Below are 14,511 nucleotides of genomic sequence, written 5' to 3'. Positions count from 1 at the left end.
GCGCGAGCCCCCAGGAAAGCGAAGCTGTTTAGCGCAATATCGGTTATCAATAGTTTCCCTTTTATGAAAACCCATGTATCGACATACCGCCGTCGACGAATATAGTTTGGCCTGTGATGTAGCTTGAAGCCTCAGACGCCAGAAACACGACGGGCGTCGCTACTTCCGGCAATTCGCCCACACGTTTCATCGGCGTCACCGCGAGAATCGAATCCAGGTAGTCCTGGTCATTCAGCAGTTTATCCGTCAGCGGCGTCCGGAAATACCAAGGGCCGATGGCGTTGACGCGGATATTCTTTTCGCCCCATTCCATAGCCATGACACGGGTCATCTGGATAATCGACGCTTTTGATGCGGCATAGACGACTCCGGTCTTCAGTGCACGTTCGCCTCCGACGGAACTGATGTTGATGATGGAGCCGCCGCTTTGCATCTTTTTGGCTGCTTCCTGTGAAAACATAAAGACGCTGTGTGCGTTCGTATCCATGATTTTATGCCATTCTTCATCGGTCGCTTCCAGCAGCTTCGAACGAATATTCATTCCTGCGTTATTGACCAGAATATCGATTGCACCAAAACGTTCCATTGTTTTTTCAACAGCGTTTTGGATTTGGCTGCGGTCCGTAATATCCGCCACCGCGTATTCTGTGCGGTCATTGCCGATCGTTTCTTTTACCTCTTTTAAATCGGCTTCCGTCCGGGCGACCAGCATGACATTGGCTCCCGCTTCTGCCACTGCCCGGGCAATCGCCTGCCCAATGCCTTTTCCGGCTCCGGTCACGATTGCCGTTTTTCCTTCAAGACTGAATGATTTAAGCATAATTATCCCCTCCGGCTTCTATTATAAGCGAAGATTCGGTAAATTGCCCCTGCACTTTGGAACCGGAATTTATTTTTCAGCTATTCTTACGAGCTGTTCGCGGTCCACGCCAAATGCGCCAATGCCGTCCGGGTCTTTATTGTACTGAATAACTCCAATCGTTTTATCTGTGCCTGAAATCGAATGTAAATCTTCCTCGGTCACCACCAAAAACATATCAACATAGGCGCGGCCATCTCCGATGATGATATTGCCTTCATACTTCGCCGTAAGATCCATACCTCCGAGTACGCTTGCATCATCTGATGTTTTAGCGAATATTACGCCTTCCCCTTCAGAAATCTTTGGAAGTTCCGATATGGCTTTGGCATCGTCTCCCTCCACTTTTTTCAGCAATTCTTTTTCTATCAGAACTTTTGCCGTCGCCTCGTCCATAACCAGGGCACGTTTGTCATCCGCTTCAATTATTTTCACTGAATAGGAATCTTTTTCAATCTGCCCTTTATGTTCTTCCTCAAGTGAACTCAACACTTTTTCTTCATCTCCGTAAAGAACAATGCCATTCGCTGTCTCGAACAAACTGCATCCCGTCAAAACCATCGCTCCTAAAAATGCCGCTGCCGTCAATAAAACCTTTTCCTTCATATTAACCTCTCCCTATACTTTGATTTTCGATTCACCCGGCGACTGTCACCTAAGTCTTGATTTCATTATAGGATGGATATAGAGATCCAGCGTCCTCTTTGGATGACGGCAACCTTACAGTTTCGTCATAAATAGAAAAAGCCGGCCCGGTGTCTGCCGGGTCGGCTAATAATGAGCTTACGTTAATTGATAAACTTTGGCGTATTTTTCTTCCAGATAATCCGCCAGATAATCCGGGTTCAGACCTTCGCCCGTCGCTGTTTCCAGGATTTCCAGCGGTTTTTTCATCGATCCATGTTTATGGACGTGTTCAGTCAGCCATTCCCGGATCGGGGCAATATTGCCGGCTGCCAAATACTCGTCGTAATCCGGCAACTCTTTCAACATGGCGTTCTTGAACTGCGCCGCATACATATAACCGAGTGCATAGGACGGGAAATAGCCAAAATCGGCCCCTGCCCAGTGAACATCCTGCAATACGCCTTCCGCGTCATTCAATGGACGGATACCGAGGTATTCCTCATATTTATCATTCCATAACTGCGGCAGATCCTTCACTTCGAGATCACCATTGAACAGGCCTTTTTCCAGTTCATAGCGAATCATGATATGCAGCGCATAAGTCAGTTCATCCGCTTCAATGCGGATCAGGGAAGGTTTTGCTTCATTGATGGCGCGAATAAAATCTGCCACCGGCACGCCGCTGAATTGTTCCGGCGAGAAAGTTTTCAGAACGTCGTAATTGTTTTCCCAGAATTTTTCACTGCGGCCGATAAAGTTTTCGAAGAACAGTGACTGCGATTCATGGATGCCCATGGACGCACCGCTTTCCACAAATGTTCCGCTTAAGTCATCGCCGATATTCTGTTCATACAGCGCATGGCCGCATTCATGAATCGTCCCGAACACAGCTGTACGGAAATCTTTCTCATCATATTTGGTGGTGATGCGGATATCCTGGCGATTGATGCCGATCATGAATGGATGCACCGTTTCGTCAAGCCGCCCCGCCTCAAAATCATAACCGAGCTGTTCCAGGATTTTTTCGCTGAAATTACGCTGTGCTTCTTTTGGAAAATGGCTGTGCAGAAAATCCGTTTCCGGCTTGTTCTGTGCGGCAGCGATTTTCTGCACCAGTGGGATGATTCGGCTGCGCAGTTTTCCGAATACTTCATCCAGAATCTCCGTCGTCATGCCAGGCTCGAACTGGTCCAGCAAGGTATTATAGGGGCTGCCATTTTTCTCTCCCCAATAGCCGATCATTTTTTTCGTAATCGCCACCAATTGTTCAAGGTATGGCTGGAATAAAGAAAAATCCGATTGTTCCTTCGCTGTTTCCCAGAGAGATTCCGCTTTTGACTGCAAAACGACAAATTCTTTATATTCTTCAGGCGGAATTTTTTTGCTGAGGTCATATTGCTTCCGGGCTTCTTCCACAGATCTGAGAAAGACCGGTTCCAATTCTTCTTTTTTCCCTTCGAGTTGGGACAGCAGACTGCCGAATTCATCAGAAGTTGACATAATAAAAATATCTGAAGAAATGGTTCCGATTGTTTCCGATCTCAAATCGACGCCTTTTTTGGGTGCGCCGGTGCGCAGATCCCAGTACAGGAGTGAAAGTGCTTCATTGTAAGCTTTGATTTTTTTCATATGGTCCGTGAACTGTTTTTCAATTGACATTTTAATCCCCCTTTTGTTAACGGGATTATTATATCATGAAAATAACGCTTTTTTCAGAAATTTTGGGCAGGCACCGGCAATACCGCCTGCCAGAGATGCTCAAGAGCCAGCTCTTCTTCATTCAGCAGCAGATGGATTTCACCATGGTCTTCGGAAGTCCGGATCAGCCGTCCGATCCCCTGCTGGATTCTTAGCTGCATGAATGGCAGATCGATTTCTTCCAGCGGCTTCAGGCTGAATTTCCGTTTTGCTTCAAAGACCGGATCCTGCGGCGGAAACGGCAGATCGACGATGATCACCTTCGTCAGTGCTTCCCTCGGCAGATCCAGTCCCTCCCATAAATGGTAAGAACAAAGAACCTGGAATTTCGCCTCCTGAAAATCCTTGACGACCGTCGACAGTTCACGGTCTCCTTCAAATTCGATTTTGCAGGCATGATCAAGTGGAAGGGACCGCTTGAAGTTATCCATATCCATTTTTGATTTGAATAAAATCAGCGTCTGTTCCCCGTCCGCCAGCAAGTCGAAGGCGCGTTCGAATTTATGCTGCTGCTCGAGCGGGTGCTTGATCACTTTCATGACATCCTCGTAGTCGAACGGCGACGGGACGGAAAACGAATTGAAATCGTCAATTCCAAGGCTGTCAGCAAGATAAGTGAAATCCTTTTGGATCGACAAGGTCGCCGAAGAGAATACGATCGGCACTTTGCTGTCAAACAGTTTCTCGTCCAGAATATCCGTAACCAGGCGCGGCATGATGACAAGTGTTTCAATTTCATCTTTCACTTCCAGCCAGTGGACTGCATCGCCTTCTTCGGTGAACAGCCCCATGGAGAAGATGTATTTCTCGAAGAATTCTTCCGCCAGGCGCAGCTCATATTCAGGGATGGTGAACAATTCCCCTTCGAAAACGAATTCCTCCAGCAGCCCTTGAATATGGCTGACAAGCTGTTTGCCGAGGCCGATCAGTTCCGGATCACGGCGGATCGCTTTCCGGTCTTCGTCGCTTGCCACGATATTATTGCGAAGCGTCCGGAAAAAGTCATTGTGGAGGTCGATGATCTGTTCAATCAGAGTCAGCGTTTTTTCACGTACTCCGTCAAGCAGCACGCTTTCCGTCACTGCAAGCAATGTGCTTTCCTGCACTTCGTATGTCAAAGCACGCTGTGCGGCAAACTCGAGCAAATGCCCTTCGTCGAGAACAATCTGCGAAAACTCCGGCAACAGCGGCGTCTGGCCTTCTCTAATACGTGTTTCTTTTGTCCACAGATGTTCCATCAGGAAATCGTGTGAGCAGATGACTAGGTCCGTCGCTTCCCGGTAATGGTTGCGGTGGATCGTCTGTCCGCATTTATTACGCAGCTCGCACGCCGCACAATTCTGGATCGGGTGATAGTTGACCTGCTGCCATTCATCATCTGCTATTTCAGGAAAACTGGAGCGTTCACCGTATGGATAAGTGTTTTGCATGGAAAAAGTTTTATTGACGAAATCCGGCAAGCGCACTTCAATATCATCGAGAAAATCAGCGCCGGTTCTTTTCTTTGCGCCTTCAAATCGCTGCAGGCAAAGATACTGGTCGCGTGATTTCGCGAGCCGGACATCGAGGTTCAAATCGAAAAGATCATTCAAGCGGTCGATATCTCCGCCTTTTTTCACCAGCTGTTCAATCAGTGTTTCGTCTGCACAGGAAATTAAAGCAGGTTTTCCCGTGTAACGCGCATAAGCGATGGCCGGCAGCAAGTACGCCAGTGTTTTGCCGGTTCCAACGCCCGCTTCCGCAAACATCACTGATTTATCCTTCAGCGCTTTTTCGATTTGAAAAGCCATGAAAATCTGTTCATCCCGCAGGTCATACCCTTTGTCCGGCAATTCATCATAAAAAACGTCCCCGATCCAATCGTTCAATGATTCGAAGAAAGTTTTATCTTTGGATAAAGGAAATGGTATAGGCTGTCTCATAAACTCTCCTCACAGCGAAACGGAAGAGCCGTTGCCCTTCCGTTTCGCAAAATTTTATTTTTTCGAACGTTCTCCCCAGAACTGGAACAGATCTGTGCGAATAAAACCGTTGAATAATTTTCTTTTTTTCGTGGCCGGCTGGCCGTAAAGTGTTTCAAAGCGTGCCATTGATGACAGGATGTAAACGGACCATGTCGGATATTTCGCAAAGATGCGTCCCATGTCCTGTATCATTTCTTCTATAATTTCAATTTCACCGATGCGTTCGCCGTATGGCGGGTTGCCCACGACTACTCCATTTGCCTCAGCGGCTTTAAAATCCTTCACCTGACGCTGCTGGAACTGGATGATATCGGCGAAGCCTGCTTCAAGCGCATTCTGTTCGGCTATTTTGATCATGCGGTGATCAATGTCGGTACCGAGGATATTGAGAGGCTGATCGTAATTGGCCAGCGCTTCCGCTTCCTCACGGACTTCATTCCATAAATCTTCGCCGATCCACGGCCATTTTTCACTGTCAAATTCCCGGTTATAGCCCGGCGCAATGTTTTGGCCGATCATTGCCGCTTCAATCACGATGGTGCCGGAACCGCAGAATGGGTCGACAAATGGGCGGTCAGGCGTCCAGCGGGATAGTTTCACAAGTGCTGCTGCGAGAGTTTCCTTTAAAGGTGCTTCACCCTGATCCACCCGGTAGCCGCGTTTATGAAGCCCCGCGCCGCTTGTGTCGATTGACAGCTGGACTTTATCTTTCAGAATGGACACTTCAATTTTAAAACGGGGACCCGTTTCATCCAGGAATGAATTGTGGTTATAAGCTTTCTTTAACCGCTCGACAATCGCTTTCTTGACGATGGACTGGCAGTTCGGCACCGAATGCAAAGTGGATTTCACCGATTTGCCCTGCACCGGAAATTCTGCGTCCAGTGGCAGAAACTTTTCCCATTCGATTTCTTTTGTCTTTTCGAATAATTCATCAAACGTATAGGCATCAAATTCACCGGCGATGATTTTTACGCGGTCTGCAGTCCGCAGCCAAAGGTTCGTTTTGACGATATCGCGTTCGGTTCCTTCAAAAAAGACTTTTCCGTTTTCAGTTGTTGTTTCGTAACCCATTTCTTTCACTTCACCGGCAACAATCGACTCAAGGCCCATTGCAGCAGTAGCGAGCAGTTTATATGACGCCATAATTACACCCTTTCCTGTTGCCTGATATTCCATTTTCACAAAATTCTTATCCGGCATTTATCCATTTCACTATTCAATTATGGTTTTATCCTATTTGTTGTTCTTATCTATAATCAAGAAGAAAAGCTCCCCCTGAGGAGAGCCTTTTAATCAGCAATTTAATACCATTGGAAATTCCATAAGCCATGTTTTGTTTTCCACGTACTCAAACGGCTCGCGCCTTGTACTCTTGGAAGGCAATCATCTATCTGCAAAGCTTGCGCCTGCCTCTTCCTCAGTTCAATTCCTTCGGAAAAGTGCCCCTACCATAGTTTGGGTTTCTCACTCGCGGGGTTTACCTCGTTCCACCTGCAAAATTTCTTATGCAGCTCCGTCACTGTGGCACTTTCAGGGTATTTCGACCATATCCGAAGACGTAGGTGTTCTACCCGCCGTCAGCTGTTAAGCTGCCTCAGCTTATTGTTTCGCTGAGCGCGATCACTACGGCCATCTCAGGTCCGTGCGAGCATGGACTTTCCTCTCCGGCCGTTAGCCGGAGCGATTGCCAGAATTTCAATGGCATCCTTTAGTATACTTTATTTTAAGACAGAAAACAAAAGGTTTTACTCGTTGTTCAGCTTATTGCCGAAAACATGGTTTTCCAAATGGGAAAGCCTGCGCAAAATATCAAAATTCGTTGTTCCCGGTGCAGGGGTGGCCTGCTTGCGCGGGGCATCTTCCAATTCAGCGCGCAAACGCTTGTTTTCATTCATCAATTGATCGATTTTTTTAGCGAAGACTTCATAATCCTGAATGATGTCATCGAGGAAGTGATCGACTTCGTCCTGGTTATAACCACGCATTCCAATTTTAAAATCTTTTTCCAAGATATCTTTAGATGTGAATTTATTGTCCATTTCAATCGTCCTTCCATTAGAGCCTGCTTATCGTTAGTATAGCATAAGCATAATTTTTGTGTTTCAAAAATTATCATTTTGATGAACGATTTTTTTGTTTTTTCAATTCCAGCCTGGCCAGCCTTTTATCGATATCCTGCACCAAAGATTTTCGGACTTTGAGATGCTCACTCGCTTCTTTGGCGAAACCGGCCATGATGGCGGCCTGATCGTAATCCTTTACCTGATGCTCATATAATTTTGCGGCATGGATCCAGGCCTCCACTTCTGCTGGCCCCCGCAGATTCGGTGCGGCTTCCTTGAACAGTTTCAGCGCTTCCCCGTGCTGGCCGCTGCGCTTCCTTTGAATGGCCAGAAGGTAGCGGGCAAGCGCCGATGAAGCTCCCCGCTCCGCAGTCACATGCTCAAGATAGGCGGCACTCTGGTCGAATTGTTTCAGATCTGCATACCATTTTCCGATATTCGTGTAGGCACCGAATGTTTCCGATTCGAGATCTTTCATCAGCAGGTCTGAAGAAAGAATATAAAGTGAAACGAGTGAAAGGATATCAAGTTCATTGTGCAGCAGGACTTTTTCCAGCGCTTCCGGGTAACCGCTTTTCACTGCATCCAGATAAATCGCGGGAATGAGGAAACCCGGCACATCGCCTTCCCGGCTGAATCCAAGCTTTTCTTCTTCGATCGTACTCAATTTCATTCGTGCCAGTTCATTTTTCCAGATCCTTTTCGTGCCGTGGAACAGATCAATCTGCCGCAGCGGATTCAGTTTCGGCAGAACGTTCCGGTGCATGGTCCAGCGTGAAGCCAGCTGCGGCCAATCAAAACTTTTGCCGTTATAGGAAAAAATGATCGGGTCTTCTGATTTCCAGAGTCCAGTCTCGTATAGAAACGCGGCTTCATTGGACGGATCCGGCATTACATATTGAACCATTTCAAATCCGTCCGGCTTCCTTTCAAGAAGTCCGGCAAGAAAGATATAGGCCCCTGTGCCGCTCAAGCCTGTCGTTTCCGTATCGAAAAACAGGATTCGTTCGTTTTTATTCAATTTGAACGGATGATCAAAATCCACTTTCTCCCAGGCTTCAAGCACACGGTCCAATTCACCGAGTGAACTGTTTCCGTGTCGGGTCTCAAACGGATAGAAGACTGTTTTTTTAAAGGCATAGCCGAATTCATTCTCGATCAGCTGGAGACCGATTTCATGCCACCTGCTCTCATGCGGCGGGCGCTGTTTTTCCTGTTTGTGGGCTTTCGGCTTCGATTTGGCACCTGCGTCTTTTTTCAGCATGCCTTTCATCTGAAGCAATTTATTTTCAAACGACATCCGCCATCACCTCTCTTCGCGAAGCTCATCCAGCAGCCTGATGACATTTCCCTTCATATTGACCATCGCTTCCTGGGCACCTATGCAGGACGGGCAGCCGTCCAGGCATGGGCATTCCGCCACGTGGCTTCTCGCTTTATCGAGCAGCGGCAGCCACAGATCATAAATGCGTTCGCTGATGCCGATGCCTCCCGGATATGAATCGTGGATGAAAAAGGACGGCATATCGTTATGCGGCGATTTCACCTGCGGAACCACATGCACATCACGGCGGTCACAGGATACAAAAATCGGGATGAACGATTCGATGGCGTAAGCCGCACCGGTCATCATGTCCGATAATTCGGCGGCAGAAAATTCTTCCGGCTTAGAGAAGCTCAGCCACGTTGAAGAAGTATGAAGTTCTTCGGCAGGCAACGAAATCGGACCGGATCCGATATTATCATGCGAATCAAACCGGATTTTCTTGAAAATGGTCGGCATCGCAAGCACGGCAATGTCACCGTAGAAAACTTCCGATCCTCTCATGTCTTTCGTTTTGTCTTCACTCATCACTTTCAATTCCACTGCCAGATTGGCATCGGTGAAATAATCTACATCCACTTCCCGGACATAGGCCTTCTTTTCTTCCCAGTCCAGTATTTCCACCTGGAACTGGGTGCCCTGGTGTAGATAGATCGCTTCTTCATGCAATAGCGTCAACGCGCTGAACCGGTCCATTTCTCCGATTACCCGTGTGTCTGAAGGAACCGACTGGTCAATGATGACCACATTTTCCTGGGACGCCGAACGGAGTGAAATATCATGCGCCGGAAAACGGTCGCTCATCCAGTGCCAGCGGTCGGATGTCCGAACCAGCACTCCCTGCTCCTGCAGATATTCGAGAAGTTCCTGGACTTCAAATTCACCGTACATATCATCTGTTGAAAACGGCAATTCGAATGAAGCACATTTCAGGTGATCCATCAGAATGATGATGTTTTCCGGATGGATCCGGGCTTCTTCAGGCGATTGATCCAGTAGATAGGAAGGATTGTTGATGATGTACTGGTCGAGTGCAGTCGACTGCGCCACATATATGACAAGCGATTCATCCTGGCGCCTTCCCGCGCGTCCTGCCTGCTGCCAGGCACTGGCGATATTGCCCGGATAGCCTGTCATGATGCAGGCCTGCAACTGGCCGATGTCTACACCAAGTTCCAGTGCGTTTGTCGAGACGACACATTGGATTGACCCGTCCCGCAGCCCTTTTTCGATTGCCCGGCGTTCCGTCGGCAAATAGCCTCCCCGATAGCCTTTGATCGATTCGTCCTGAAGCTTCATTTTCGTAACAGCCTGCAGGTAAGTCACCAGCATTTCGACCCGCACACGGCTCTTCGCAAAGACGATTGTCTGGATGCCCTGCCTGATCAGCACCGTCGCCAAATCGCGCACTTCAAGCACGGCGCTTCTTCTGACGCCGAACGTCGGATGGATGATCGGCGGGTTATAGAACACGATATGCTTTTTGCCTGAAGGGGCGCCGTTCTGGTCGATCAGCACATGTTCTTCATTGGTCAGTGCTTCCGCCAGTTCTTTCGGATTGGCGATTGTTGCGGATGTGCAGATAAAGACCGGATTGCTGCCGTAAAATTCACAGATGCGCTTCAGCCGCCGAATCACATGCGAAACGTGCGTTCCGAAAACGCCTTTATACGTATGCAGTTCATCAATGACAATATAATGAAGATTCTCAAACAGCGACACCCATTTCGTATGGTGCGGCAAAATCGCAGAATGCAGCATATCCGGATTGGTCATGACAATCTGCCCCGCTTTTCGCACTTTTGTGCGGATGGCAGGTGATGTGTCGCCGTCATACGTATAGGACAGGATATCCTCTTCCGTTTTTTCAATCAGATCGTGCAGATCGCTTTTTTGATCCTGCGCCAGCGCTTTTGTCGGAAACAGATAAAGCGCTCTCGCACCAGGATCGTTCAATATTTTATGGAGCACCGGCAGATGGTAGCAATAGGACTTGCCGGAAGCCGTCGGCGTGACAGCTGTAAACGATTTTCCCTGCTGTGCCAAATCAAAGGCTTCGCGCTGGTGGGTATATAATTGTTCGATGCCTTTTTTCCTCAGAGCCATTTTCAGGCTGTCGTGCATGCCTTCCGGAAAAGCTGCATAACGCGCCGGTTTTTCTTCCCTGGTATGCCAGTGGACAATCCGTTCCATCATGTCCGGTTCTGTTTTCCACTCTTCCATCAATTGGGGCAATGTCTTCTTTCTGATCATCGCTTTCCGCTCTTTTCGTCGTAAGCCAGCATAAACGTCTGCAGTGTATACTGAGCTCCCTGTATAGTTTGAATAAAACGTTTCTTGCTTGTTTCCTTATAAAAGCTCTGCACAAAAAACTGCGTCATCCCTTCCGCAGCAGTGTCAATCTGCGGTTTGTGGACATATTTCGGGCGTTCCTGCTGAATATACAGCAGCGACTGCTCCTGCCATTGATTTATTTTTTCATGCCAGTAATCGGCATAGGGTTTCACATCGACGTAGAAATCAGGAACCGCGTCGCGTTCACGCATGTCAAAAAATCGTTCCTGGCATTTTCCGCATTCATCATATAATAAGGAAGAAAGTTCTCGAATATTCATTTTTTCATGATCCCTCCAATGCCTTAAGTTTATCATAATCACATATTGGACACGAACATTATCGAACAGGCATTCTTTTTGATTGGAAAAACAGCATCAATCCGCTATCATAAGTCTAGTGAATCGGAACCTGCAGGCGAAATTATCGTCTAAAACTATGTGATATGATAAAGTAAGCGAGGTGTATCACAATGGCAATTAATTATCCTAATGGCAAAAAATTCGTGCCGCAGAGTAAAGAACTGCCCGACGAGAAGAAGAAAAAAAGAAAAAAAGATTTTTCTTTCAGCAATCGGGGTAAAACATTAGAGGATGAATTAAATGAAACGAATGAATATTACCTTGGACTTGGACATGCTGTTATCCACAAAAAACCGGTTCCTGTCCAGATTGTGAGGGTCGAATACCCTTCCCGCAGTGCTGCCGTCATTAAGGAAGCCTATTTCCGGTCACCTTCCACCACCGATTACAACGGCGTATGGAACGGCAAATACATTGATTTTGAAGCGAAAGAAACTGAAAACAGCACTTCTTTCCCTTTAAAAAACATCCACGATCACCAGGTCCATCATATGGCACAAGTCAGAAAGCACGATGGGTTGGCCTTTCTGATCATCCGCTTTTCTTCCCTGGACCGCTATTTCATCCTTCCATTCGAAGCTTTCGAAAAATTTTGGAACCGGATGATGGAAGGTGGAAGAAAGTCTGTAACACTGGCTGAGATTGAGGAAACCGGCATCGAAATAAAACCCGGGGCATTTCCGAGAATCGATTATCTCCCCCAATTGCATAAGTTTCAATAGAAGGCATCCGATTAAAGCACCAACGAAAGTGAGGAACAATTTGTGAGCGAAAAACAAATGTCGCGTGAACAGCGCAGAAAAGCCATGGAGCAGCAAAAGAATAAAGGCAAGAAAAAGAAGACTTCTGGAGGCGGCTGGTTTAAACGGATCATCCTGACACTTCTCATCATCGGAGTTTTTGGACTGGTATTCGGAATTGGCCTATTCACTTATTACGCCAGCAGCGCTCCGGAGCTCGATGAAGAATTGCTTCGCGACCCAATCACCCCGACATTCCTGGCTGCTGACGGCGAAACCGAAATCCCTTATTTTACCCCTGAAAACAGGGAATATGTTCCTTACGAAGAAATTCCGAAATTAATGGAAGATGCGATTTTGGCAACCGAAGACAATCGGTTTTATGACCATTCAGGAATTGATTTCATCCGTCTCGGCGGTGCAGTCATTGCGAACGTCACCGGCGGTTTCGGTTCTCAGGGCGCCAGCACGATCTCCCAGCAGGTCATTAAAAATTCATTTTTGAAAAATGATAAAACGCTGGAGCGGAAAGCGCAGGAAGCTTATCTTGCCTATCAACTGGAACAGGAATATTCAAAAGAAGAGATTTTTGAAATGTACTTCAATAAAATTCTGATGTCCGGCAACATTTACGGTTTCGGAACGGCTTCGGAGCATTTCTTCGGCAAGCCGGTACCGGAACTTGAGCTGCATGAAGCTGCCCTGCTTGCAGGAATGCCGCAGAGTCCGAACGGCTATAACCCGTTCATCAATCCTGACCGGGCAGAAGACAGAAGAAATGTCGTGCTCAGCCTGATGGAACAGCATGGCAAAATCACAACTGAACAAAAAGAAGCGGCACAGGCAATTCCAGTTACAGAAACTTTATTGCCTGAAGAACAGCGCCCTGCCCCACCTAGCGGCGAATATACCGCCTTCATGGAAATGGTCGAAAATGAAATCGAAGCACTCGACGCTGACATTTCACTGGATGAAGGATTGACAGTCTACACGACTCTCGAACCGGCTGTTCAGAAAGCGGTCAATGAAACGATGGCTTCCGATATTTTCTTCAACGATGAAGTGCAATCCGGACTGACTGTGGTCGATACCAAAACCGGCGCAATCCGAGCAGTCGGCGCAGCGCGGGAATACAGCGGAGATGTACGGCATAATTACGCCACATCCCGTGACCGTCAACCCGGTTCGACAGCTAAGCCATTATTGTCTTATGGCCCGGCCATCGAACATCTGGAATGGTCCACAGGCAAGACCTTGACCGACGAACCCTATACCTACGAAAGTGAAGACAAGGAAGTCAACAATTTCGACAATAGATTCCTTGGAGATATGACGATGCGCGAAGCGTTATACCGCTCCCGAAACATTCCAGCCATCAAGGCATTGAATGAAACTGGAATCGGAAATGCCAAGGATTTCACACTGAAACTGGGATTGGACCTGGGTGATATTTATGAAGCTTCTCCACTTGGCGGCACCCAGAAGAATATGAATACTGTTGAAATGGCCGGTGCATTTGCAGCTTTCGGCAATGGTGGCATTTTCACTAAACCGCACACTGTGACAAAAATCGTATTCCGTGATGGTACGACAGAACAAGTTGTCGCGCCGGAATCGGTGCCTGCGATGAAAGACAGCACAGCCTATATGGTAACGGATATGCTGCGTGACGTTTTAGACCCGAATATTTCCGGAGCATCCGGAAAAGCAGCATATATAAACGGTCTTGATATCGCCGGCAAAACCGGCACCACAAACTACACTGCTGAGGAATTCGCAGAATTTGGGCTAAACAGCAGCTCTGCCCCTGATATCTGGTTTGCAGGCTATTCTCCTGAATATTCAATATCAGTATGGAGCGGCTATCAATCCCGTTCAAAAGGGATAAATACCTCCAATAACGAACGCATACTTGCACAGCTGCTTTTTAAAGATGTCATGTCAAAAATCTCTTCGCCTGATTCAGGCAGATTCCAGCAGCCTGATTCAGTGGTCGAAGCCACCATTGAAGTGGGTACTGAACCTCTTCAACTGGCGAGCGACTTTACGCCTTCCGCACAAAAGAGCACTGAATTATTTGTGCGCGGTACTGTTCCAAATGATGTATCTGAGGAATTCGTGCAGGAAGATCTGGATGCACCAGGCGGATTGCGGGCAGTTGTCGAAGGTTCGGATGTTAGCCTGACATGGAATTATGAAGATGCCGAAGATGTGCAATTCGAAGTGGCCGTCGAAGCCGGAGGCAGCCGTTCAGTTCTGACGACCACTGGAGAAAGATCCCACACTTACGGACCGCTTGAAGAAGGCGTTGCCTATACCTTCAGCGTAACAGCAGTAAGAGAAGGACAAAGAAGTGATCCCGCTTCCGTAATCGTCGAAGTGACGCCTGCTGCAGAACCGGAAGAACCGGAAGAACCGGAAGAAACACCGCCGCCGGAAGAAGAAGCGCCACCGGAAGACGAAGCCCCGCCTGAAGATGAAGCTCCTCCTGAAGACGAAGGAGAAGGCAATGGCGAAGGCAACGGAAACGGAAACGG

General features: G+C 47.7%; 11 protein-coding genes and 1 other RNA gene. 2 read left to right on the top strand and 10 right to left on the bottom strand.

The genetic code is table 11. The features are described 5' to 3' along the window. Positions 1-61 precede the first annotated feature (61 nt). The 10 genes from KW93_RS11355 to KW93_RS11315 form a co-directional block, all read right to left on the bottom strand. Positions 62-820 (bottom strand): SDR family NAD(P)-dependent oxidoreductase, encoded by a 759-nt coding sequence (locus KW93_RS11355; protein WP_033543136.1) that lies wholly within the window; start codon positions 818-820, stop codon positions 62-64. Between the two features lie 69 nt (positions 821-889). Then, a complete protein-coding gene (locus tag KW93_RS11350; protein WP_033543135.1) occupies positions 890-1,465 on the bottom strand; it encodes a lipoprotein BA_5634 family protein in 576 nt (191 codons plus the stop codon). Positions 1,466-1,642: 177 nt separating this feature from the next. Continuing rightward, positions 1,643-3,145 (bottom strand): carboxypeptidase M32, encoded by a 1,503-nt coding sequence (locus tag KW93_RS11345; RefSeq protein WP_033543134.1) that lies wholly within the window; start codon positions 3,143-3,145, stop codon positions 1,643-1,645. 53 nt (positions 3,146-3,198) lie between these two features. After that, positions 3,199-5,106, bottom strand: coding sequence for an ATP-dependent DNA helicase (locus KW93_RS11340; protein ID WP_033543133.1), 1,908 nt, complete (start codon positions 5,104-5,106; stop codon positions 3,199-3,201). Between the two features lie 54 nt (positions 5,107-5,160). Next, positions 5,161-6,294 (bottom strand): THUMP domain-containing class I SAM-dependent RNA methyltransferase, encoded by a 1,134-nt coding sequence (locus KW93_RS11335; RefSeq protein ID WP_033543137.1) that lies wholly within the window; start codon positions 6,292-6,294, stop codon positions 5,161-5,163. Between the two features lie 174 nt (positions 6,295-6,468). Beyond that, an RNA gene (rnpB, locus tag KW93_RS17165) (RNase P RNA component class B) lies at positions 6,469-6,847 on the bottom strand. Between the two features lie 49 nt (positions 6,848-6,896). Then, the gene (gene gpsB, locus KW93_RS11330) at positions 6,897-7,190 is read right to left on the bottom strand and encodes a cell division regulator GpsB (protein WP_033543132.1); all 294 of its coding nucleotides are present in this window, start codon (positions 7,188-7,190) and stop codon (positions 6,897-6,899) included. Between the two features lie 73 nt (positions 7,191-7,263). Continuing rightward, the gene (locus KW93_RS11325; RefSeq protein ID WP_033543131.1) at positions 7,264-8,514 is read right to left on the bottom strand and encodes a ribonuclease H-like domain-containing protein; all 1,251 of its coding nucleotides are present in this window, start codon (positions 8,512-8,514) and stop codon (positions 7,264-7,266) included. Between the two features lie 6 nt (positions 8,515-8,520). Beyond that, complete coding sequence (locus KW93_RS11320) at positions 8,521-10,791, bottom strand: DEAD/DEAH box helicase (protein WP_033543130.1); 2,271 nt, start codon at positions 10,789-10,791, stop codon at positions 8,521-8,523. Continuing rightward, positions 10,788-11,153, bottom strand: a complete 366-nt coding sequence (locus KW93_RS11315; RefSeq protein ID WP_033543129.1) for a YppE family protein — start codon at positions 11,151-11,153, stop codon at positions 10,788-10,790. Before KW93_RS11315 ends, KW93_RS11320 begins: the two co-directional genes overlap by 4 nt. Before the next feature lie 191 nt (positions 11,154-11,344). Here KW93_RS11315 and recU point away from each other — a divergent pair, with 191 nt between their 5' ends. Together recU and KW93_RS11305 are read left to right on the top strand one after the other, a co-directional pair. Next, positions 11,345-11,956, top strand: a complete 612-nt coding sequence (gene recU, locus KW93_RS11310; protein WP_033543128.1) for a Holliday junction resolvase RecU — start codon at positions 11,345-11,347, stop codon at positions 11,954-11,956. A gap of 42 nt (positions 11,957-11,998) precedes the next feature. Continuing rightward, positions 11,999-14,511, top strand: a 2,513-nt coding sequence (locus tag KW93_RS11305; RefSeq protein WP_033543127.1) for a penicillin-binding protein 1A, incomplete at its 3' end; no start/stop codon positions are given.

It is taken from the genome of Planococcus sp. CAU13 (assembly GCF_000775575.1).
Lineage (GTDB): Bacteria > Bacillota > Bacilli > Bacillales_A > Planococcaceae > Planococcus.
The sequence above is the reverse complement of the archived record's forward strand: the minus strand, read 5'-3'. Positions and strand labels throughout refer to the sequence as shown.

What these genes read in the sequence shown, in the direction of transcription:
- KW93_RS11355 (WP_033543136.1), bottom strand. Translation starts at nt 820, where the DNA reads ATGCTTAAATCATTCAGTCTTGAAGGAAAAACGGCAATCGTGACCGGA.
- KW93_RS11350 (WP_033543135.1), bottom strand. Translation starts at nt 1,465, where the DNA reads ATGAAGGAAAAGGTTTTATTGACGGCAGCGGCATTTTTAGGAGCGATG.
- KW93_RS11345 (WP_033543134.1), bottom strand. Translation starts at nt 3,145, where the DNA reads ATGTCAATTGAAAAACAGTTCACGGACCATATGAAAAAAATCAAAGCT.
- KW93_RS11340 (WP_033543133.1), bottom strand. Translation starts at nt 5,106, where the DNA reads ATGAGACAGCCTATACCATTTCCTTTATCCAAAGATAAAACTTTCTTC.
- KW93_RS11335 (WP_033543137.1), bottom strand. Translation starts at nt 6,294, where the DNA reads ATGGCGTCATATAAACTGCTCGCTACTGCTGCAATGGGCCTTGAGTCG.
- gpsB (WP_033543132.1), bottom strand. Translation starts at nt 7,190, where the DNA reads ATGGACAATAAATTCACATCTAAAGATATCTTGGAAAAAGATTTTAAA.
- KW93_RS11325 (WP_033543131.1), bottom strand. Translation starts at nt 8,514, where the DNA reads ATGTCGTTTGAAAATAAATTGCTTCAGATGAAAGGCATGCTGAAAAAA.
- KW93_RS11320 (WP_033543130.1), bottom strand. Translation starts at nt 10,791, where the DNA reads ATGATCAGAAAGAAGACATTGCCCCAATTGATGGAAGAGTGGAAAACA.
- KW93_RS11315 (WP_033543129.1), bottom strand. Translation starts at nt 11,153, where the DNA reads ATGAATATTCGAGAACTTTCTTCCTTATTATATGATGAATGCGGAAAA.
- recU (WP_033543128.1), top strand. Translation starts at nt 11,345, where the DNA reads ATGGCAATTAATTATCCTAATGGCAAAAAATTCGTGCCGCAGAGTAAA.